Raw genomic sequence first — 21,214 nt, forward strand, 5'->3', positions numbered from 1 at the left:
AATAAATACGATTTCATTTTTATCAATGCTGTAAAAAGAGAAATAAAATTGAAATAAAAAATATAGAAAAATCAACGTTTTATAAAATTGACAATCAGTCATTTAAGAATTAGAGTATTTTAATACATTTTTTAGCACATTTTTAATTCACTGATTATCAAAATCTTGTTTCGTTAAAAAAAATATAAAGCTTTTAAGAAGGCTAATAATCATTTTATTTATTTAATTTGTCAAAATTTATCTCGAATATGGTTGAAAATGTAGATGACAGAACTGTTCCAAAAAACGAACAAAGTGCCATGAATGCGATCACGATTGACTGTGTCATTTTTGGTTTTGACAAAGGCAGTCTCGAGGTGCTTTTGGTACAGCATGGAGAAGGAATCAGTAAGGGAAAATGGGGTCTTCCTGGGGGATGGATTTATAAAAAAGAAAGCACAGATGATGCTGCACACCGTTTATTGAACGAACTTACTGGGCTGGATAATATCTATTTGGAACAGCTGAAAGCATTTGGCGATCCAGATCGTTTTCCGCTGAGACGAGTAATTACGATTGGTTATTATGCTTTGGTCAAAAGAGAAGATTACAATATTAAAGCAGGTTTTACAGCTTCGGATGCTAAATGGTACAAAATAAACAGTATTCCAGATTTGATTTATGATCATAATGAGATTTTGGCGTATAGCTTGAAACACCTTCGAAATAAAGTTCGCCAGACTCCAATTGGATTTAATTTATTACCTGAAAAATTTACTTTATTACAGTTAATGCAGCTCTATGAGGAAATTTTAGGAATCGAGATGGACAAACCGAATTTTAGGAGAAAAATTCTTCACATGAAACTTTTGGCAGCTTTAGACGAAAAACAACAAGACGTTTCACATCGAGCGGCTCAATTGTACAAGTTTGATCCAGAAATTTACACGAAATTAACGGAGAAAGGTTTCAATTTTGAATTCTGATTTTCAATTGAGATATAAAAATACTTTTTGCACTTCGAAACACAACAATAAAATTGACAGAAACAACTACTAATCATCACAAACCAGCCGTAGACGGAATCACAATTGACTGTGTTTTCTTCGGATTTAATAAAGAGAGTCTCGAAGTTCTCTTGGTGCAGCATGCCCAAGGTGAAAGTAAAGGAAAATGGGGACTTCTTGGCGGATGGCTTCAAATAGACGAAAGTGCAGATGATGCTGCCCAGCGTATTCTACAAGAACTTACGGGTCTCGAAAATATTTATTTGGAGCAGTTAAAAGCTTTTACAAACCCGAGACGTGTTCTGGAAAGACGTGTTGTTACCATTGGTTACTATACTTTAGTCAATCGAGAAGATTATAATATTAAAGCCAGTTTAAGAGTTATCGAAGCCAAATGGTATAAAATAAATGAAATTCCAGATTTGATTTTTGACCATAACGAAATTCTAGATTTTAGCTTACTGCAGCTGCGAAATCGCGTTCGTCAGGCTCCGATTGGTTTCAATTTACTTCCAGAAAAATTTACGTTATTGCAGTTGATGCATTTGTACGAAGAAATTTTAGGAATTGAATTGGATAAATCGAATTTCAGACGAAAAATTCTTCACATGAAACTGCTGACAGAACTCGACGAAAAACAAAAAGACGTTTCGCACAGAGCAGCTAAACTTTATAAATTTGATGCTGAAATGTACAAGAAATTAACAGAAAAAGGATTCAATTTTGAATTTTAGGCTTCTTTTTAATTCACAACTATCAACTATCGCAGATCAACATTCCAGAATCCAAAACTTTGCGCTATCTTTGCGCCTTAATAACATGCTTTAAAGCTATTGCTTTAGTGTTATTTATACCCAAAAATACTTAAACTCGTTAAGAGAACTGATATATAAAAATGAAGAAGATACGTAACTTTTGCATTATTGCACACATTGACCACGGTAAAAGTACATTGGCGGACAGATTATTAAGCGCAACACAAACCGTTACAGCTCGTGAGGAAAAAGCACAATTGCTTGACAACATGGACCTGGAGCGTGAGCGTGGAATTACCATTAAGAGTCATGCCATTCAGATGGAATATACTTATAAAGGGGAAGAATACATCTTGAATTTAATTGACACTCCTGGTCACGTAGATTTTTCGTATGAAGTTTCGAGATCTATCGCAGCCTGCGAAGGAGCTTTATTAATTGTTGATGCTGCTCAAAGTATTCAGGCACAAACGATTTCAAATTTATATTTAGCACTTGAAAATGACTTGGAAATTATTCCGGTTTTAAACAAAGTCGATTTGCCAAGTGCCAATCCAGAAGAAGTTAGTGATGATATTATCGATTTATTAGGTTGTAAATTAGAAGATATTATTCATGCTTCTGGAAAAACTGGTTTTGGTGTTGAGAACATTCTTGCTGCTATTATCGAAAAAATTCCTGCACCTAAAGGAAATCCAGACGAACCTTTACAGGCTTTGATTTTTGACTCGGTTTACAATCCGTTTCGTGGTATCGAAGTAATCTTTAGAGTTGTAAATGGTGAAATCAGGAAAGGTCAGAAAATTAAATTCATGGCAACTGATAATGAATATTTTGCTGATGAAATTGGAACTTTAAAATTAAATCAAGTTCCTAAAAATGTAATTTCTACCGGCGACGTTGGTTATTTGATTTCTGGAATTAAAGAAGCAAAAGAAGTAAAGGTTGGCGACACGCTGACTGATGCCAAATTGCCTACAACTAATATGATTACTGGTTTTGAAGATGTAAAACCGATGGTATTTGCTGGAATTTATCCTGTTGATACTGAAGATTATGAAGATTTGCGTTCTTCTATGGAAAAATTGCAATTGAATGATGCTTCGCTTGTTTTTACGCCTGAAAGTTCTGCAGCTTTAGGATTTGGTTTCCGATGCGGATTCTTAGGAATGCTTCACATGGAAATTATCCAAGAGCGTTTAGAGCGTGAGTTTGATATGACTGTAATTACAACAGTTCCTAACGTTTCGTATTTGGCTTACACCAAAAAAGATCCAGAAACTCCTTTAATTGTAAACAACCCATCAGATTTACCAGAACCTTCAAAACTGGACAGAGTTGAAGAACCCTATATAAAAGCTACTATTATTACAAAAGCTGATTTCGTAGGAAACGTAATGAGTTTATGTATTGAAAAACGTGGTTTAATTACGAATCAAACTTACCTAACAACAGAACGTGTTGAATTAAATTTTGACATGCCTTTGGCGGAAATTGTATTCGATTTTTACGATCGTTTAAAAACAGTTTCTAAAGGGTATGCTTCTTTCGATTACTCTCCTATCGGGATGCGTACGTCGAAATTAGTTAAACTGGACGTTCTATTAAATGCACAAACTGTCGATGCACTTTCTGCATTAATCCACGAAGACAATGCCTACAATATCGGTAAAAAAATGACCGAGAAACTACGTGAGTTAATCCCGAGACAACAATTTGATATTCCGATTCAAGCTGCAATTGGAGCAAAAATTATTGCTCGTGAAACAATTAAAGCACTTCGTAAAGACGTTACCGCAAAATGTTACGGTGGAGATATTTCGCGTAAGCGTAAATTACTGGAAAAACAGAAAAAAGGTAAAAAACGTATGCGTCAGGTAGGAAACGTTGAGATTCCGCAAGAAGCATTTATGGCTGTTTTGAAACTGAACGACTAGTTTTTTAGAAAATAGAATAGAGAATATAGATTAACCCGATAACTTTTGTTATCGGGTTTTTTATTTTTTAAGAATTAATTCTCAGTAAACACTCAGATTGACACCTGAAAACTTAAATTTTAGGCCATAATTAAACAAGTAAATACTTATAAAATTACATCTTTTTTAACTCTATTGATTCATTATTGATGCATTCGATTTAGATTTTAAAAATTCTAGATTTTAAAATATAACTTTAATCTTACAACTTAAAATTATTATTATGAAAACTAAATTTTTTATTCTTTTATCGATGTTAACTTTCTCATTTGCTAATGCACAACAAGAAGAAGTTGATTCGGAAATGAACTCAGCAAAGGGAGTAACCTTTCAAAGCGGTGATATGTTCTTAGAAGGTTCTATCAAAATTAGCACAGGCGGTGATGCAGATTATTATGGTTTTAGTCCAAAATTTGGGTACTTATTAAATGATAAATTTGCTGTAGGAGCAAAATTAAACTATTCTAGCAACAAAGTAGAAACGACTCAAGTAGAAACTAATGTATTTGGGGTTGGAGCTTTTGCACGTTACTATTTCTTGGAATTGGATAAAAAACGTTTAAAAACTTATGCTGAAGCTGGTTTAGGATTTGGAAGAAACAAAACAGATATACCAAATGTTGGAAGCGATACTGACAACAGTTTAACTGCTGATATCACTGTGGGATTAAATTATTTTGTAACCAAAAATATTGCTGTAACTTTTGTATTAGCAAATATGCTGTCTTACAACAGTGTTTCTCCAGAAAATGGTCCTTCATCTGATACTTTCCAATTAAATATTAATTTATTTGAAAATATTTTTGACCAACCTCAATTTGGTCTTTTATATAGATTTTAATTCTTTCCTGCTATTTACTTATAAAAAAGCTGTCTCAATTTGGGACAGCTTTTTTATTTCTTTAAACCCTAAACCTTTGTAACTTTGAGCATCTGAACTTTTGAACTTAAAAGAAAAAATGCTCGACGAAACTCCAAAACGATTTGACCGAATTGTTGCGATTCTTATTCAATTACAGTCAAAAAAGATTGTAAAGGCACAAGAACTGGCAGACCGTTTTGACTGTAGTTTACGAACTATTTACAGGGATATTAGAACGCTTGAAGCTTCTGGGGTTCCTATTTATAGTGAAGCAGGAGTAGGCTATGCATTAATGGAAGGTTACAGACTTCCGCCCGTAATGTTTACGCGAGAAGAAATAAGCAGTTTTATTGCTGCCGAAAAACTAATGCAGAAATTTACAGATCCTTCTTTGGGAACACATCACGCATCGGCGATGTACAAACTCAAGTCGGTTTTAAGAAGTGCAGACAAAGACTGGCTGTCCAACATTGAATCAAGGGTAGTTATGCAGACTGCGGAGCCAATGTTTAATGACAATTCTCCGAATACACTGGCTGTTCTTTTTGAAGGAATTGCAGAGAAAAAACAAATTCTTTTAACCTACAAAACTTTTGATAAAGAGGAAACAACACAGCGAAATCTAGAACCCGTTGGGGTTTTTCATGATAATAATAATTGGTATTTTCTAGGTTATTGCCATTTGCGAAAAGATTATCGCCAGTTTAGAACCGATCGCATTCAGGAAATCAAAAAAACCGAATTTGATTTTACTATTGAACACGATGCATTGGAAACTTATTTGACTAAAACGGAAACTTGTCCTACGACAAAAGTGAGAATCTTAATTGAAAAAAAAATCGCAAGATATTTGACCCATGAAAGAAAATATCATGGCTTTGTTTCAGAAAAAGAAATAGGTGATAAAATCGAAATGCATTTTATGTGCCGTGATATCGAAAATGGTTTTCCAAGATGGTTTCTTATGTTTGGAGATTATGCAGAAATCCTGGAGCCCCAAATATTAAAAACTAAAGTTCTAGAACTTTTGGAAATCAACAAAAAAAGACTTTTATAAAAAAACTCCTGAAAGAATTATCATCAGGAGTTTTTTTAATTTGAATATTTATCTTTCCCAGAAAAATGGCGGTTCAATGTTTAAAGCTCTTAAATATACATAAGCTTGTCCACGGTGGTGCACTTCATTATCAATGAAATACAAAATATTCTGAATGACTGGAAATTCATACTGCCCAAACAAATTAAAAGTTTCGCTGAAATCTTCGACTGCTAATTGTTCCCAATATTTATTTATTTCTTCTGTCGCTTCGTCCCATTTTTGAAGATATTGTGCTTTAAAAATCAATTTTTCTGATCCTTCCGAAAATGCTTCGGTTTGTTTCGTTACAATTCCTTTAAGTCCTGGAACTGCTATAGCCAAAAGTTCATCCACTAATTTGGCAAAAGGGCGCATACCTCCAATTGAAAATTCAAAGAAATCTTTCTCAGGAAAAAGTTCAATTAATCGACGTGTAAGAGCGCGGTGTCCTTGCCAGTGTTTCAATAAATCTTCTGATGTAATAACTTGTGCTTCTAGTGTTTTCATGGTTTTAAAGTTTAAATATTTTTAATACTTCAAAAGTAAAATGGGTTGGTGACAACAGTTTGTCAGCAGGAAAAAATATTTTTAAAAATATTCTATTATTCATTCTTTAACCATACAATGAGATTCATCAATTGTTTATTTTTTTCGAATTTAACAAAAATTAAAATTATCACACATTTTTGTTCAATCACTCACAAATAACCATAAAATACTGACAATCAAAAATTTATAAAGAAATAATTTCGTAACTTTAATAACCGAACAAATAGAATATGAATTATGAGATATGCTCTACTTCTACTTTTATTATTGTATTCGACCCTATCTTCATCACAAGGAATCGTAGTCGACACTACAACTTTGGGCATACCTGAACTGGTACGAGCAGAATTAATGCAAAATGGCTGTTCAAACGAAAGTAATTTTAAATTCTCGTCACATCAAGGTATCGGTAAATTCACAAGCACAAATCCAAACTTTCCTATTTCAAGCGGAATCATTATAAGAAACGGAATCGCCAAATATACAGAAGGATCATACAGCGGTACTAATGAAAGCAGCCAGCTGAACAATGCTACTGATAGTGATCTACAGATTATCAGCGATAATAACGGACAAGTTGTACCTGTAACAGATGTCAGTTTTCTTCAATTTGATTTTACACCGCTGTCAAGTAATTTCAGTTTTGATTTTCTTTTTGCGTCCAATGAATATGGTGAATTTCAATGCGGATTCAGTGACGTTTTTGCTTTCATACTGACTGATTTAACAACGGGAATTTCAACAAATCTTGCCGTTCTGCCGGGAACAAATACTCCAGTTTCAGTTAAAAACATTAGAGATCAGCAGTATAATTCGTCGTGTTTATCTGCCAATGCTAATTTATTTGATCGTTATAATGTTGCGAATCCATCTCAGTCGTCCATCAATATGAGAGGTGAGACGAAAGTTTTAACGGCTTCTTCAACGGTGATTCCAAACAGAACTTATCGCATAAAACTTGCTATTGGCGATTACAACGACAGTAATTATGATTCGGCAGTTTTTATAAAAGGCGGCAGTTTTATGACAACAATGGATTTAGGCCCCGACAGAACACTTTGTCAAGGTGAAAAAATTACAATCAAATCCGATCTTGCAGAAAATTTTGCTTATACATGGACATTAAATGGAACGGTAATTCCTAATGAAACCACGAATTCTTTGACAGTCAATAAAGCAGGAACGTATGGAGTTACGGCAACACTTTCTGGTTGTGTGGTTAAAGACGAAGTTGTAGTTAACGAGTTAATTATTAAAACTCCCCAAAACTTAACGGCCTGTTACAGTGCAACTGGTTCTTATCAATATGATTTAACCCAGAATAATCTAACTTCATTAGGTATTGATCCGGCTAAACACACTATTTATTATTTTGATTCCTTAGCTTCTGCCAATGCGAACGGACCAATGATACCAGAAAATCAATTAAAATCTTTTATAAGTTCTGGTAACCAAACCATATACATAAAAGTGGTGCCTGTTTATGACAAAACCTTTTTTTGCAACAATATAATTTCATTTAATTTATTGACAACCGCTCCAATCAATGTTGTAAAACCACCCGACTTAAAGGTCTGCGATAATATTTCTAAAAATATAACTGTTGATTTAACTACTCAGGAACCAATCATTCTAAACGGATTAAATGTTTCCGAATATAGAATTAGGTATTATAACAGCGAAATAGACGCTAACAATGCCAGAAATAATATTGCCGAACCGAAAACATTTACTACGTCTACTCAATCTTCGACAACTATCTGGGTACGAATTGAAAATATTGCGAACTCGGTTTGTTACACAACAGTCAGTTTCAGTATACTTATTAACCCGCTGCCGCCAGTAGATACTATTCCGAATGTTATTGCCTGTAACAGCTATACATTGCCGCCAATTTCAAACGGTACATATAATACAGCTCCAAATGGAACGGGAACTAAATTAAATGCTGGAGATGTTATTACGAAAGGAGGCCGTTACTATATTTATCAAGGTCCCACGACAAATAACTGTACCAATGAGACCAGCTTTAATGTAACCCTAATCTATGAAATTGGTTTTAAAAAAGAAGCATGCGGTCAATATGTTGTTCCACAGTTACCTGCGGGTGGTTTTTTCACTCAGCCAGAAGGACAAGGAAATGCTATTCCAGAAGGCACTGTATTTACAAGCAGTCAGACTATTTATTATTATGCGGTAATTAATGGAGCGGTGTGTCGCGACATAGCGGTACCTTTTACAGTCTATCCTTTACCCGCAATAGATAAACCTGCCAATGTAGTAACTTGCGATTCATACACATTACCAGTCTTGGCAAACGGAAATTACTTTACATTATCAGGAGGTTTAGGAAGAGCCCTAAAGGCGGGAGACCAAATAACTTCGAGTCAAACAATATTTGTTTTTGCAAATGACGGGAGATGTACCGATGAACATTCTTTTAAAATCGATATTGTCAATTCTCCAATTTTTGTTCCTATTTCGCAATGCGGAAGTTTTACGCTGCCTCCCGTTGCCATTGGCGGTTATTACGAAAATCCTGGTGGTCAGGGAAAAAACATTCCAGCTGGAACTGTTATTACCAGTTCGCAAACCGTATATTATTATGCTGCTACTACAACTTCGCCCAACTGTACAGAAAATCTCAAATATGTTATTACTATAAAACCGCTTCCATTAGTAGATACTCCTGCCAACAGACTCGAATGTGCAAGATATGTTTTGCCTCCATTGACAAATGGTAACTATTTTACAAAAACCAATGGTGGAGGTACCGCATTAAAAGCAGGCGATATTATTACCTCAACACAAACTATCTATGTTTTTTCGGTAGGGCCTGAATGTACAAATGAGCATAGTTTTACTATCGAAATCAGACCTCTTCCTCTTGTTGATAGTTTTACTGATGTAGTTACCTGCACCGATTTTAAACTTCCGAAACTAAAAAATGGAAAATATTATACAGCCACGGGAGGACCAAATGGTTTGGGAACCCAGATTGCTGAAGGAACGGCTATTAACACAACACAAACCATTTATATTTATAACGAATGGCCCAATTTTACATCTTGCAGTAATGAAACGTTTTTCAAAGTTAATTACAACGGAATTGATGTTGGCAGTTTCAGCAATATAAATGTTTGCGACAGTTATACATTGCCTCCGTTACAATTGGGAAACTATTATGCACAGCCAGGAGGAAAAGGCGCTGTTATTTCGGTTGGAACTATTTTAACAACCTCGCAGACTGTTTATGTATATGCTGTTAGCGGTACACGTCTGACCTGCGTTAGTGAGAAAAATTTTTCAGTTACGATTTCCCAAACTCCTGTATTGGCCAGCACTCCTGATGTTGCCATTTGCGAAAGTTATACTTTGCCTCCTTTAACTTTGGGAAATTATTACAGCGAACCCAACACTGGGGGAACTCAATATGCGGCAGGACAAAAAATAAGTACGAGTCAAAAAATGTATATCTACGCAGCCTCTGCCACAAATTCCAGCTGTTTTGCTCAGGATGATTTTTATATTACCATTTATCCGTTAAAAAATTTCTCTGTACAGAACGGAGTCATTTGTGTTGATTATCAAACGGGAACATTACAGCATTCAGCACAATTGAATTCAGGAATCACTTCAACCGATTATACTGTAGGGTGGTATTTTAACGGAAATAAAGTAGGCACAGGACCAACTTATACCGCTATTCAGGACGGAACGTATACCGTTGTACCCGTTAAAAACATACCCGATGTTGGTAACGACTGCGGTTATAATCCAGCTACTGTAATTGTCGAAAAATCCAGTCCGGCAATTGCAACCGTAACCGTGTCAGATGAATTTGAAGATAATATTGATATCATTGTAAACCTCACTAACGGTTTCGGAACTTATGAATATCAGCTGGACGATGGTGATTTTCAAACCAGCAATATATTTCAGAATGTTGACTCGGGAGAGCACGCTATTACAATAAGAGACATAAAAGCCAATTGTGACAACCTTATTTTATTTGCCAAAGTGCTTAAATATCCTAAATTTTTTACCCCAAACAACGATGGGTACAATGACACTTGGAATATCCCAGATCTCGCTTATCAGCCAGAGGCGGTCATCACGATTTACGACCGTTATGGCAAATTACTAAAAATGATTAAGCCGTCTGGTGCTGGCTGGGATGGTAATTTTGACGGCAGTCCGCTTCCTTCTTCTGATTATTGGTTTCGGGTTACTTATACACAAAATGGTATGATTCAAGAATTCAAAGCTCATTTTAGCATGAAACGATAATTACTGGAAAGAGAAAAAAACTTCGTTTATAGTTATTAAGCCCTCAACTTTGTACCTTTGCAACTTAAAAACCTTTGTACCTTAAAAAAATGATTGAAGATAAAAATCAACAAAGAACTAGTATAGCTCAATTGGGCGAATTTGGCTTAATTGAACATTTAACCAAAAATTTTGATGTTACTCAGGAATCAACATTAAAGAGTATAGGCGACGATGCAGCTGTTCTTGATTTTAAAGACAAAAAAGTTGTAGTTTCGACCGATTTATTAATAGAAGGCGTTCACTTTGATTTGGCTTACATGCCTTTAAAACATTTAGGTTACAAATCTGTTGTGGTAAATGTTTCTGACATTTGCGCCATGAATGCAAAACCAACTCAAATTACAGTTTCTGTGGCGGTTTCAAATCGTTTTCCACTTGAAGCTCTAGAAGAGTTGTTTGCTGGAATTACACATGCTGCAAAAGAATATAAAGTGGATGTTATTGGAGGTGATACAACCTCATCTCAAAAAGGTTTAATTATCAGTATCACTGCAATTGGCGAAGCTGATGAAAACGAATTGGTTTACAGAAATGGAGCTAAACAAACCGATTTACTGGTTGTAACGGGAGATCTTGGTGCCGCTTATATGGGACTTCAGGTTTTGGAACGTGAAAAACAGGTTTTCCAGGTTAATCCAAACAATCAGCCAGATTTAGATCCGTACACTTATTTAGTGGAGCGTCAGTTAAAACCAGAAGCCCGAAAAGATGTTCGAACACTGCTCCATGCTTTAGATATTAAACCAACTGCTATGATCGATATTTCGGATGGGCTTTCGTCTGAGATTATTCATATTTGTAAACAATCAAAAGTAGGATGTAATTTATATGAAGATAAACTGCCGCTAGATCCTCAGTTTATTTCTACCTGCGAAGAATTTAATATCGACAGCACAACTGTTGCTATAAATGGCGGTGAAGATTATGAACTTTTATTTACAATTGATATTAATGACTTTGACAAAATAAAAGGAAACCCGAATTTCTCTGTTATCGGACATATGACGGAGGAAAATGAAGGAATACATCTTGTAACTCGTGCCAATACCAAAATCCCTTTAAAAGCGCGCGGATGGGATGCTTTGACCGAATAAATTTTTGAAAAATTCCAAATAAAAAATTCCAAATTCCACTACCGATCAACATAATGGGATTTGGAATTTTTTATTTTTGGAATTTCATTTTTTTAGAAAAGCCCTTTGCTTCTAGCTTCTTTAATCAAATCTTCGTCAGATCCGCTTCTAATTTTGAGCAGTTCTTTCAGATGTTTTTTTCTTTTTTCAATTGCATTTAAAGAGATTGGAATATTTTGAAGCATCTCATTAATACTCGCTCCTTTTGATAAATGAACTAATATCTGTTTATCATACTGATCAATTTCGATAGCATTATGAGTCGATTGATTCAGCATTTTAACGACCGATTGACTGTAATATTTTTCGCTCTTCATTACTTTATCAAATGCCAAAAGCAATTCTTCAAAAGTAAGGTCGTTTTTAATTATTAGACCATTGGGCTGAATTGTTCTAATAATTGTTTTAATTTTTAGAAGTTCAGTATACATCGTAAGCAGAACAATCTTGCAAGAAGGCATTTTGTTTAAAATCAGTTTCGCCAGATCTTCGCCCGAAAAAATTTCTTTTTCTTCATAAGCCGGCATGCTGATATCTAAAAAAGCAATATCAAATGCAGGCGTGTCATTACTTTCAATTATATCATAAGCTGATCGACAATCATGTGCTTGTGAAATTAAAAATTCATATTGTTTTGGTTTGTAACGCGTTATTGCATTTTTGTATCCTTCAATAATAAATGGATGATCATCTACTATTAGAATATTTTTTTGAACCAATTCCGGAACTGGAGCTGTTAAATCAAATGTCATTATATTGCAGGTTATTATTTGGATCTATTGGGATTTTTACAATAAGGACGGTTCCTTCCGATTTGGCAGATTTTATGGTAACTGTCCCCTTACATTCTGTTGCTCTATATTCTATATTATGCAAACCAATTCCATTTTTGGTTTTTTTAGTATTAAATCCGACTCCATCATCTGCGATAGTTAAAATCAAATTATCATTTTCAATTTCAAACTCCACTTTAATAATATCTGCCTTTGCATATTTATTACAATTTTGAAGTCCTTCTTGAATTATTCGGTATAAATTGATTTTGACAATATTGCTTATTAATTCCCATTTGATATTAGGATCAAAAGAAGTTATCAATTTTGAGCTATACGTATTTCTCTGATCTTCAAATAGTTTATTTAGGATAGCAACAAAATTATTAATTAATTCTGATTTTTCCCTATTCAAATCATGAGAAATTTCTCGAATATCCTGTTCAATATTTTTAAGTTCTGCTAAATACTTTTTTCTTTTAGACGCCGCTTCAACTTCATCAACCTTATCCAAACTGTCCAAACTAATTCTAATTCCAAACATACGGCCTAAAACCCCATCATGTAATTCCTGCGCAACTTTTTTCTTTTCCTTAATTCTAGTCAGCTCAATTTCATTTTGCTGTGAGATCATCATATTATAAATGTCTTCATTCGCAATCTGCTGCTGCTGTTTAAAAATTAATTCACGGTTTTTAGCCTGCTGTGTTTTATAAACGTAAAAAAACAATCCGAGCAATGTACAAATACTAAAGACATAAACCAAGGTTTTATTTTTTTCTTGAAGATTGGAGTTTTGGTCTTTTATCTCGTTGGTTTCGTATTCGATACGAGAGAATTTTTCTCCCATCTTACGCTCTGCTTTCAACATCTGATCGTTAAGTCGAATGTACTCTTTAGAATAAATGGATGCATTTTTAGGATCAACGACTGCAGTTTGTTTAAGAGCCTCTAGTGTATTGACAAACTTGGTAGTTGTGCGGGAAAGTATCAAAGCCTGTTTGGATAAATCTAATGCTTTAGCAGTGTCTTTATGGAAAGCAAAATATTCAGACAAATGAATTTTACAGGACACTACACCAGAAACTAAATCAAGACTATCTCTAATTTTAAGTGATTCATAAAACAGGTTTGGCAATTGTTCCGAATCATTCAATTTGAATTTAGTATACCCTAGATTATCAAGCAAAATTGCATATAAACTAGCTCTGTCTTCAAAAAGATTTTTCTGTTTCAATGCATCTTCGAAGAAGCTTTTAGCCTGTTTATAATTGCCCATATTCATATATATGAAACCAATGTTATTTAATGAGGCCGCTTTATATTGAAGTTCTGCTGGTATAGTTTTATCTTGGAGAATCTCTAATGCGCTATTCTGAAACTCTAAAGCCTTTTTATATTCTTCCCTTTCATTGTATAATACTCCCAATAAATTGTAACTCTCATATAAAAGCTCATTTACATTCTTCTGCTTTTTCAAAATACTTAAAGTCTTAAAAACGGCTATTTCGCTTTCAAAAAAATCACCTTCATTGTATTGTAAATTAGCTTTATTTAAAAATGTTTTCGCCAAATTTAATTGATCGTTTATTTTTAAATAAGTTTTCTCCGCTTTATAATAATTCATAAAAGCACTATCAGAAATAGATTGAGATAAATAATAATCTCCTAAGTACGTATAGGCCTTAGCCATATTTACTGAATCTTTTGATTTTTCTGAGCGTTCAAGAATTAACTTTGTAGTATTGAAATACGCTTTCCAATCACTCATATTATAATAACGATTGGCAACCTTGAAGAGATTTACTTTATTAAGTGAGTCATCTTTCTGACTTAAAATTATATTTAGTGCCTTAAGATTATAATTTTGTTTGAATTTAAGAGGAATATTATTCTCGTTTGCCAGAGAAAGATAGACAGGAAGACTATCTATTGAAGAAATTGCATCATCATTTGAACCTGTTTTATTGGTACATCCCAACAAAACTAAGAGTATTATCAATGTTATTTTACTTATTTCTTTCAATTGTATTTTTGAGTTTTACCAAAAATACTAAAACTTTAGACACAAAAAAAAGCTGCCAATCCTGGCAGCTTTAAATATTTATTTTGAATGTAGCTTAATCTACTTTTTTATCATTTCCAACAGATTGATTTACACTAGCAAAATTTAAATTTCTAGTTTTAGATGATTCAGTATTCAAAGCAAAACGATCTGGTTTTTTAAGTACTCCACCTGCTGCACCACCATCAATAGGCAAATTAATAATAGTATCTTTAACTGCTAAATAAGTTTGAGTTTCTGGTTTAGCAAAAGAAGCAATTGCCATTACTAAAGAGAATAATCCGATTGTCAACGCTGTTTTTTTCATGACCTGAGGTTTTTTAATGTTTGTCTAATTTTTGGAGAATGAATCACAATTGCTGTGAATCAGAGTGTAAAACTAACACCAGAATCGAAAAAAATTTATATAAAAAATTGAGTTTGTGGTAGATCATACCCAATTGATAGTCAACGGATAGCAAATCTGTGTAAACATCTGGTTTTTAGATTTCTAAGTAATTTCCTGCAGCAAAATCAGCAATTATCAAGTCGACATTTGCTTTGTATGTTTTAGAAAAAGGAATCTTTTTGGAAGAGTTTTTTATGTAACAGATTGAGTTTCCGCTATGAATTCTCGAAATGTAATTTCTATTAATTACATAACTATTATGAATACGAATAAAAGGATACGTTAAAACACTTTCAAAATGCTTTAACGTTTTAAATGCTGTAATCATTTCGCCAGTATTCAAATAAATATCGGTCGAATTATTATCAGCCTGAAAGTAACAGATGTCAGCTGCGTTTAAATATCGATAATCTCCATAAGATTTAATACAAATCGTTAATGGCTTTTCAACGTTTTGAGGAATCGTTACATTATTTACATTGTCAATTACAATAGAAGTTGGTTCTTCTATAAAAGGCGGAGTTTTTGACTCTAAATTTGCTTTTTTAAGCTTCAAAACTGTCTTTAGGAGGTCTAGGTGGGCAACAGGTTTTAAAAGATAATCGAATACATTATATTGAATGGCTTCAAAAGCCTTGTCTTTTTGATTAGTGGTAACGATAATTTTGGGAATTTCTTGAAAAAATCGATGCAGCTCGCTGATAAAAGCAAGAGATAATTGGCTTGATAAATCTTTAGGTTCAATTTCTAGGAAAACCAAAGCAGGTTTATTTTCTAAAATCAAATTTAAACCATCTTGAAAATTTGACGCCGATGCGGTAAAAGATAATTCTGAAAAACCTGCAGCGGTTGTTTTGGTTTTCAACACACTTTCAGCATCATCGTCAATTATGATATACGAATACTTCTTCAATTTTTGGTTTTGTTGATTTTCTTACTTCGCAGTCATACTCAAAAAAATTCAATTTGATGTAATGAAGAAAAGTTTGGTTTTGGCATTTATCCGCATTTAAAATTACGGATTTAAATATTTTAATCATTTCATTGTTAACACATTACACCAAAATGTTGATACATAAAGTTGAAATGCAAAAAAGATCGATAAAATACCTGTTTTTTAAAATCAAAAATCCCAAATTCTCCCGAGGTTTCGGGACGGAATTTGGGATCTAGAGTATAACATGTAAAGATTACATTTTCATTAACCAGTTTTTCATCGAAACTTCATTTTCAATAATAGCTCTTAATTCAGTAATTTTTACACGATCTTGTTTCATAGTATCTCTATGACGAATTGTTACTGTTTCGTCTTCAATCGTCTGGTGATCTACTGTAATACAGAATGGCGTTCCTAAAGCATCTTGCCTTCTGTAACGACGTCCTACAGCATCTTTCTCATCATATGCCACATTGAAATCCCATTTCAAATCTTCAATGATTTTTCTTGAAACTTCTGGCAGACCATCTTTTTTAACCAAAGGCAATACTGCTGCTTTTGTTGGCGCTAAAACTGACGGCAATTTTAAAACTGTTCTTGTAGAACCGTCTTCTAATGTTTCTTCTTTTAGTGAAGTTGCAAAAACAGCCAGGAACATACGATCTAAACCAACAGATGTTTCTACTACATAAGGAACATAGTTTTCGTTTAGTTCAGGATCGAAATATTGTAATTTTCGTCCAGAATATTCTTCGTGAGCTTTTAAATCGAAATCTGTACGAGAGTGAATTCCTTCCAATTCTTTAAATCCGAATGGGAAATTAAATTCGATATCCGCTGCCGCATTTGCGTAGTGCGCTAATTTTTCGTGATCGTGAAAACGGTAATTTTCTTTTCCTAGCCCTAAAGATAAATGCCATTTCAAACGAGTTTCTTTCCAGTATTCGTATGATTTCATTTCTTCTCCTGGACGTACAAAAAACTGCATTTCCATTTGTTCGAATTCACGCATACGGAAAATAAATTGTCTTGCCACAATTTCATTTCTGAAAGCTTTACCCGTTTGAGCAATTCCGAAAGGAACTTTCATACGACCAGATTTCTGAACATTTAAAAAGTTAACGAAAATACCCTGCGCCGTTTCTGGACGTAAGTATAAATCCATTGCGTTTTCTGCAGAAGCTCCAAGTTTTGTTCCGAACATTAAGTTAAATTGTTTTACCTCTGTCCAGTTTTTAGAACCAGTCTCAGGATCAGCAATTTCTAATTCTTCGATCAAAGCTTTAACATCAGCTAAATCTCCGTTTCCTAAAGAACGACCTAAACGCTCTCTGATTTCTTTTTCTTTAGCTAAATATTCAATTACACGAGCATTTGTAGTTACAAATTCTTGTTCGTTGAATGCATCGCCAAAACGAGCTTTTGCTTTGTCAATTTCTTTTTGTGCTTTTTGGTGAATTTTTTCAGCATGATCTTCAACCAAAACGTCAGCTCTATATCTTTTTTTAGAATCTTTATTATCAATTAATGGATCATTGAATGCATCAACGTGTCCAGAAGCTTTCCAAGTTGTTGGATGCATTAATATCGCAGCATCAAGGCCGACAATATTCTCATTCATCTGAACCATTGATTTCCACCAATATTCACGGATATTCTTTTTTAATTCGACACCATTTTGTGCATAATCATAAACAGCACTCAGTCCGTCGTAAACTTCGCTTGACGGAAAAATAAATCCGTACTCTTTTGCGTGCGAAACCACATTCTTAAATATATCTTCTTGTTTTGCCATAGTGATGCAAAAATATAAAAAGTACCTTTAAAAAAAAGAAAAATAATAAAGATTGAAGTATTGATTTTGTTACTTTTGTAAATAAAATCTCTCTTTTTGTGATTAATTACCTAATAAATCTATTTTTCCCTAAAGTCTGTGATGGATGCCGAGCTATTTTACTGCAGAATGAAATTGTTTTCTGTACTTCCTGCCGTCACGAAATGCCTCTTACTCAATATCATTTAGACCCAAAAAATCAAGCTGTAAAAAAGTTTTACGGAAAGATTGATATTCAATTTGCTTCGACATTCTTATATTTTAATAAAAAGGGAATGGTTCAGGAATTAATTCACAACCTAAAATATAAAGGTCATGAAGAAATTGGAACTGTTTTAGGAAACTGGTATGCCGAAGATTTAAAAGAAATTCAATTGGAAATTCCTTTTGATGCTGTAATTCCAGTTCCTTTACATCCAAAAAAATTTAAGGAACGTGGTTATAATCAGGTTACAACCTTTGGAAAGGCTTTAGCCGAAGGCTTAAAAATTCCTTATAACGATTCGGTTTTATACCGAAAAAAATATTCTAAAACCCAATCTAAAAAGAATCTTTTGGGAAGATCTGAAAATCTCGAAAATATTTTTGATGCAGTTTTAACAGAAGAAAATCAGAATAAACATTTTCTAATTGTTGATGATGTCCTGACAACTGGCGCAACACTCGAAGCTTGTTCTAGAGCATTACTAAAAATTCCAGGAGCAAAAATTAGTATTGTCTGCATGGCGATGGCGAACTCTTAGCGTAAAATTTCAATAAAAAAATCCAAATTCCAGCTTTTATTGGAATTTGGATTTTAAATCTTTGGTTTTTAAAATTTTAATTCACCAAAATTTTCCTGATTGTTCTTTTATCTCCATCAATAACTGTAACTAGATATACTCCATTTGGTACATTTGGTAATTGAATATCTTGAATAAAATATCCTGAACCTTGAAAAGTATTACTGTAAACGTATTTTCCCAAAATATCATGAACATAAATTTTTATCTCTTTTACTGAATCTCGGTTAAATTGAATGGTAAAATTTCCTTTGTTTGGATTTGGATACAAGGCAAAATCTATATTTTCAAAATCTGAATTTCCAAGTGTATACGTTCTATTGCAGATGTTGACTGAAGCAGAATTTATTGTTCCTAAAGCTCCAAGAACTGCATCTCGCACTCTAAAAGTCCAATTTCCTTGTTGATTTTCTCCATTAAAAGCACTTAATAAACTAGCTGGAATTACAATTTGACTTGTAGTCGCATTACAATTTAAAGCAGTTCCGCTGTCATCAAACTGAAGTGCTAGAGTTGAATTTGTACTGCCGCAGCTTTTATTAAATAAACTTACAACTGTTCCACTTGGACTTACAATCTGAATTTCAAGATCTGAAAATCTTGCATGCGTAACATTCACAGATACATTTACATCTGAGATAGTTCCTGTTGACGCTGGCACTGCAACGGTTTTACTTATGAAAGTGCTTCCGTTACCAGTCGAATATCCGCCTTCAAAATTATATGTAGAACAACTTGTAGAAACTGTATAGCCAACTGCAAATGGATTACTATTTACAGCATAATAAATATTATTTACAGGTTCTATCAAAACTCTGCAATTAGTAGACGCATCAATATTCGATGGAATTAATATAGTCTCAGAACCGTCATTTAAAGTATTTGCAGCTAGTATAATCGGAAACGTTAAACCTCCATCTAGAGATAATTTTATATTGACATTTGTAGAGCCTGGAAGCGTATTTGTATTGTTGACACTCCAAGTAACCGTTTGTGTTGATCCTTTTTCCCAGCCAACATTATCAACATTCTGAGAAGTTAGCGCAAACGGTCCTGCAGAAGCACTTACTGTAACAACCATTGCATCTGTATTGGTTTGAGCTGTTCCTTCTGGCGCGTTATCTCTTCCTGTTAAAGTAAAATTCATTGTTTTTGCTATAGACGAAACAGATTCCCAAGTTGTCGTCAACTGATTGTTTAGCACAGAACTCAAAGCTGGCATATAACGAACTGGTGAAGTTGTGGGCGGGAGTGATCTAAACATTGGTCCGTCTGGTTTTGTTGGATAAGCAATACTATTAGATCCAAAAGTGGTAATTGCACTGTCAAACTGCTCCCAAGTGTAGGTTATAGAATTACCTTCGGAATCTGAGCCCGTTCCTGTTAAAACAAAAGGTGTACTTATAGGAATTGTGTAATCTGCTCCTGCGTTTATTATTGGCGGATTATTAGTTATAGCAGTAGTTACCGGACAAGTTTTCCCCGCTAAATTATTCTGTATTTGATTGATACTTCCGTAAGAAAAATAATCATCAGAATTACTTTGAACATCATAATTTCTTGTTACTCCAGCATAGGCCATAATTGTAGAACCGCTTCCTGGTTCATATTGTGTTCCTGTTCCTTCTCCGGCATGAGAAAAAGTGTGCGATCCTCCCAATTGATGCCCCATTTCGTGAGCAACAAAATCGATATCAAAAGTATCTCCTTGAGGTTTTGCATCAGATGGTGAAGTATAGGCACTCCCTTTTCCTAAAGGAACACTAGAAGTTGGGTTTACGCACACACAGCCAATACAATTTGCATTACCGCCTCCGCCCGAACCTCCGAACAAATGTCCAATATCATAATTAGCACTACCAATTACATTCGTCAAAGTAGTCTGAACTTCTTGCCCCCAAGTTCCTCCAGGATCTGCTGCCCCAACTGATGGAACAGAATAAGGATCTGTAGAAGCATCTGTATAAATAACTGCATCATTATTAGCAATCAAAACAACTTTTACAGAAAGATCTCTATCAAAAACACCATTCACTCTAGTTAAGGTTGCATTCATACCTGCTAATGCTCCGGCTTTTGTTCCGCCAAAAAAGGCTGTATATTCTCCCGTACACGATAATGCTAAACGAAATGTTTTAAATTGTTTGGCATTAGAAGTTGTTTTTGCTGTATTTGATGCTTTATTTTCTGAAACTAAATTGGCTGTTTTACAATCCAATCGCATTTTCGAATCTGCATTATCTGCAGATTTAAACAGAACATATTCTGATTTATCATCTGGATTTTGTTCAATATATTCTGTTGGTTTTGCCACACGAAAAACCATGGTCTGCAATCCGATTGGAGCAACACTAAAATGTATTTTAGCATTTTTATCATCTATTCCTCTTCCTTCATAAGCTCTAATTTCTGGATATTTGGCTTGCAATTCAGGATCAAAATTAGAGGATTCCCAAACCGAAAAACGTTCTAAAGTTCCTTCTGTATTCGGAATCGTTATTTCGGTTGTATTGCTTAAAGCCGATTTACTTGTAGTTGAGGCAAGTTTGGCACTAAGCAGATCTGCATTTAATTTATAATACAGTTTTCCCGAATCTAAAACGTTTGCTTTTCGCGAAAGCGATGATGAAGAAGTTACTTTTTGCCATAAAACATTGTTTTGAGCTTTCATGTTTATGCAGCAAAAAATAAGAAATATATAAAGTAATAGTTTTTTCATACTCTGTAAGATATAATATCAAAATTACTTCAATTAATTTAAATT

15 protein-coding genes are annotated in these 21,214 nt (G+C 33.9%); 8 read left to right on the top strand and 7 right to left on the bottom strand.

Annotated elements, in window-relative coordinates:
• The first annotated feature begins 248 nt into the window (after nt 1–248).
• From ASE40_RS02760 to ASE40_RS02780, 5 genes are all read left to right on the top strand, one after another.
• Complete coding sequence (locus tag ASE40_RS02760; protein WP_057115270.1) at nt 249–965, top strand: NUDIX hydrolase; 717 nt, start codon at nt 249–251, stop codon at nt 963–965.
• Between the two features lie 53 nt (nt 966–1,018).
• On the top strand, nt 1,019–1,720 hold the full coding sequence (locus tag ASE40_RS02765; RefSeq protein WP_057115271.1) for an NUDIX hydrolase: 702 nt from the start codon (nt 1,019–1,021) through the stop codon (nt 1,718–1,720).
• 161 nt (nt 1,721–1,881) lie between these two features.
• Nucleotides 1,882–3,678: a translation elongation factor 4 gene (lepA, locus tag ASE40_RS02770; protein WP_057115272.1), complete on the top strand. Its 1,797-nt coding sequence runs from the start codon at nt 1,882–1,884 to the stop codon at nt 3,676–3,678.
• 262 nt (nt 3,679–3,940) lie between these two features.
• Nucleotides 3,941–4,558, top strand: a complete 618-nt coding sequence (locus ASE40_RS02775; RefSeq protein WP_057115273.1) for an outer membrane beta-barrel protein — start codon at nt 3,941–3,943, stop codon at nt 4,556–4,558.
• A 118-nt stretch (nt 4,559–4,676) separates the two neighbouring features.
• Nucleotides 4,677–5,636, top strand: coding sequence for a helix-turn-helix transcriptional regulator (locus ASE40_RS02780; RefSeq protein WP_057115972.1), 960 nt, complete (start codon nt 4,677–4,679; stop codon nt 5,634–5,636).
• A 48-nt stretch (nt 5,637–5,684) separates the two neighbouring features.
• Here the strand turns inward: ASE40_RS02780 and ASE40_RS02785 are convergent, their stop codons facing one another.
• On the bottom strand, nt 5,685–6,164 hold the full coding sequence (locus ASE40_RS02785) for a DinB family protein (RefSeq protein ID WP_057115274.1): 480 nt from the start codon (nt 6,162–6,164) through the stop codon (nt 5,685–5,687).
• Nucleotides 6,165–6,443: 279 nt separating this feature from the next.
• On the opposite strand from ASE40_RS02785, the gene ASE40_RS02790 reads away from it, so the two are divergent.
• Both ASE40_RS02790 and thiL read left to right on the top strand, forming a co-directional pair.
• Nucleotides 6,444–10,496 carry a T9SS type B sorting domain-containing protein gene (locus tag ASE40_RS02790; RefSeq protein ID WP_082586733.1) on the top strand — a complete coding sequence of 1,351 codons (4,053 nt, stop codon included), beginning with the start codon at nt 6,444–6,446 and terminating at the stop codon, nt 10,494–10,496.
• Between the two features lie 89 nt (nt 10,497–10,585).
• On the top strand, nt 10,586–11,632 hold the full coding sequence (thiL, locus tag ASE40_RS02795; RefSeq protein ID WP_057115276.1) for a thiamine-phosphate kinase: 1,047 nt from the start codon (nt 10,586–10,588) through the stop codon (nt 11,630–11,632).
• 92 nt (nt 11,633–11,724) lie between these two features.
• On the opposite strand, the gene ASE40_RS02800 is transcribed toward thiL, so the two are convergent.
• The 5 genes from ASE40_RS02800 to ASE40_RS02820 form a co-directional block, all read right to left on the bottom strand.
• Nucleotides 11,725–12,423: a response regulator gene (locus tag ASE40_RS02800; protein ID WP_057115277.1), complete on the bottom strand. Its 699-nt coding sequence runs from the start codon at nt 12,421–12,423 to the stop codon at nt 11,725–11,727.
• A complete protein-coding gene (locus ASE40_RS02805; RefSeq protein WP_057115278.1) occupies nt 12,413–14,470 on the bottom strand; it encodes a tetratricopeptide repeat-containing sensor histidine kinase in 2,058 nt (685 codons plus the stop codon). The genes ASE40_RS02800 and ASE40_RS02805 overlap by 11 nt, the downstream gene beginning before the upstream one ends.
• A 94-nt stretch (nt 14,471–14,564) precedes the next feature.
• Nucleotides 14,565–14,816 carry a hypothetical protein gene (locus tag ASE40_RS02810; protein WP_057115279.1) on the bottom strand — a complete coding sequence of 84 codons (252 nt, stop codon included), beginning with the start codon at nt 14,814–14,816 and terminating at the stop codon, nt 14,565–14,567.
• A 175-nt stretch (nt 14,817–14,991) separates the two neighbouring features.
• Nucleotides 14,992–15,810: a LytR/AlgR family response regulator transcription factor gene (locus ASE40_RS02815; protein WP_057115280.1), complete on the bottom strand. Its 819-nt coding sequence runs from the start codon at nt 15,808–15,810 to the stop codon at nt 14,992–14,994.
• A gap of 277 nt (nt 15,811–16,087) precedes the next feature.
• Nucleotides 16,088–17,629, bottom strand: coding sequence for a glycine--tRNA ligase (locus ASE40_RS02820; protein ID WP_057115281.1), 1,542 nt, complete (start codon nt 17,627–17,629; stop codon nt 16,088–16,090).
• 98 nt (nt 17,630–17,727) lie between these two features.
• Here ASE40_RS02820 and ASE40_RS02825 point away from each other — a divergent pair, with 98 nt between their 5' ends.
• Nucleotides 17,728–18,411 carry a ComF family protein gene (locus tag ASE40_RS02825; protein ID WP_057115282.1) on the top strand — a complete coding sequence of 228 codons (684 nt, stop codon included), beginning with the start codon at nt 17,728–17,730 and terminating at the stop codon, nt 18,409–18,411.
• Between the two features lie 76 nt (nt 18,412–18,487).
• Here ASE40_RS02825 and ASE40_RS02830 read toward each other — a convergent pair whose 3' ends face one another.
• Nucleotides 18,488–21,121: a reprolysin-like metallopeptidase gene (locus tag ASE40_RS02830; RefSeq protein WP_241774312.1), complete on the bottom strand. Its 2,634-nt coding sequence runs from the start codon at nt 21,119–21,121 to the stop codon at nt 18,488–18,490.
• Nucleotides 21,122–21,214 lie beyond the last annotated feature (93 nt).

The sequence above is a fragment of the Flavobacterium sp. Root935 genome (genome assembly GCF_001429295.1).
In the GTDB taxonomy this organism is placed as follows: domain Bacteria; phylum Bacteroidota; class Bacteroidia; order Flavobacteriales; family Flavobacteriaceae; genus Flavobacterium.

Coding starts and splice junctions, on each gene's coding strand:
- ASE40_RS02810 (WP_057115279.1), bottom strand. CDS start 14,816: ATGAAAAAAACAGCGTTGACAATCGGATTATTCTCTTTAGTAATGGCA.
- ASE40_RS02775 (WP_057115273.1), top strand. CDS start 3,941: ATGAAAACTAAATTTTTTATTCTTTTATCGATGTTAACTTTCTCATTT.
- ASE40_RS02785 (WP_057115274.1), bottom strand. CDS start 6,164: ATGAAAACACTAGAAGCACAAGTTATTACATCAGAAGATTTATTGAAA.
- lepA (WP_057115272.1), top strand. CDS start 1,882: ATGAAGAAGATACGTAACTTTTGCATTATTGCACACATTGACCACGGT.
- ASE40_RS02800 (WP_057115277.1), bottom strand. CDS start 12,423: ATGACATTTGATTTAACAGCTCCAGTTCCGGAATTGGTTCAAAAAAAT.
- ASE40_RS02780 (WP_057115972.1), top strand. CDS start 4,677: ATGCTCGACGAAACTCCAAAACGATTTGACCGAATTGTTGCGATTCTT.
- ASE40_RS02830 (WP_241774312.1), bottom strand. CDS start 21,121: ATGAAAGCTCAAAACAATGTTTTATGGCAAAAAGTAACTTCTTCATCA.
- ASE40_RS02760 (WP_057115270.1), top strand. CDS start 249: ATGGTTGAAAATGTAGATGACAGAACTGTTCCAAAAAACGAACAAAGT.
- ASE40_RS02790 (WP_082586733.1), top strand. CDS start 6,444: ATGAGATATGCTCTACTTCTACTTTTATTATTGTATTCGACCCTATCT.
- ASE40_RS02820 (WP_057115281.1), bottom strand. CDS start 17,629: ATGGCAAAACAAGAAGATATATTTAAGAATGTGGTTTCGCACGCAAAA.
- thiL (WP_057115276.1), top strand. CDS start 10,586: ATGATTGAAGATAAAAATCAACAAAGAACTAGTATAGCTCAATTGGGC.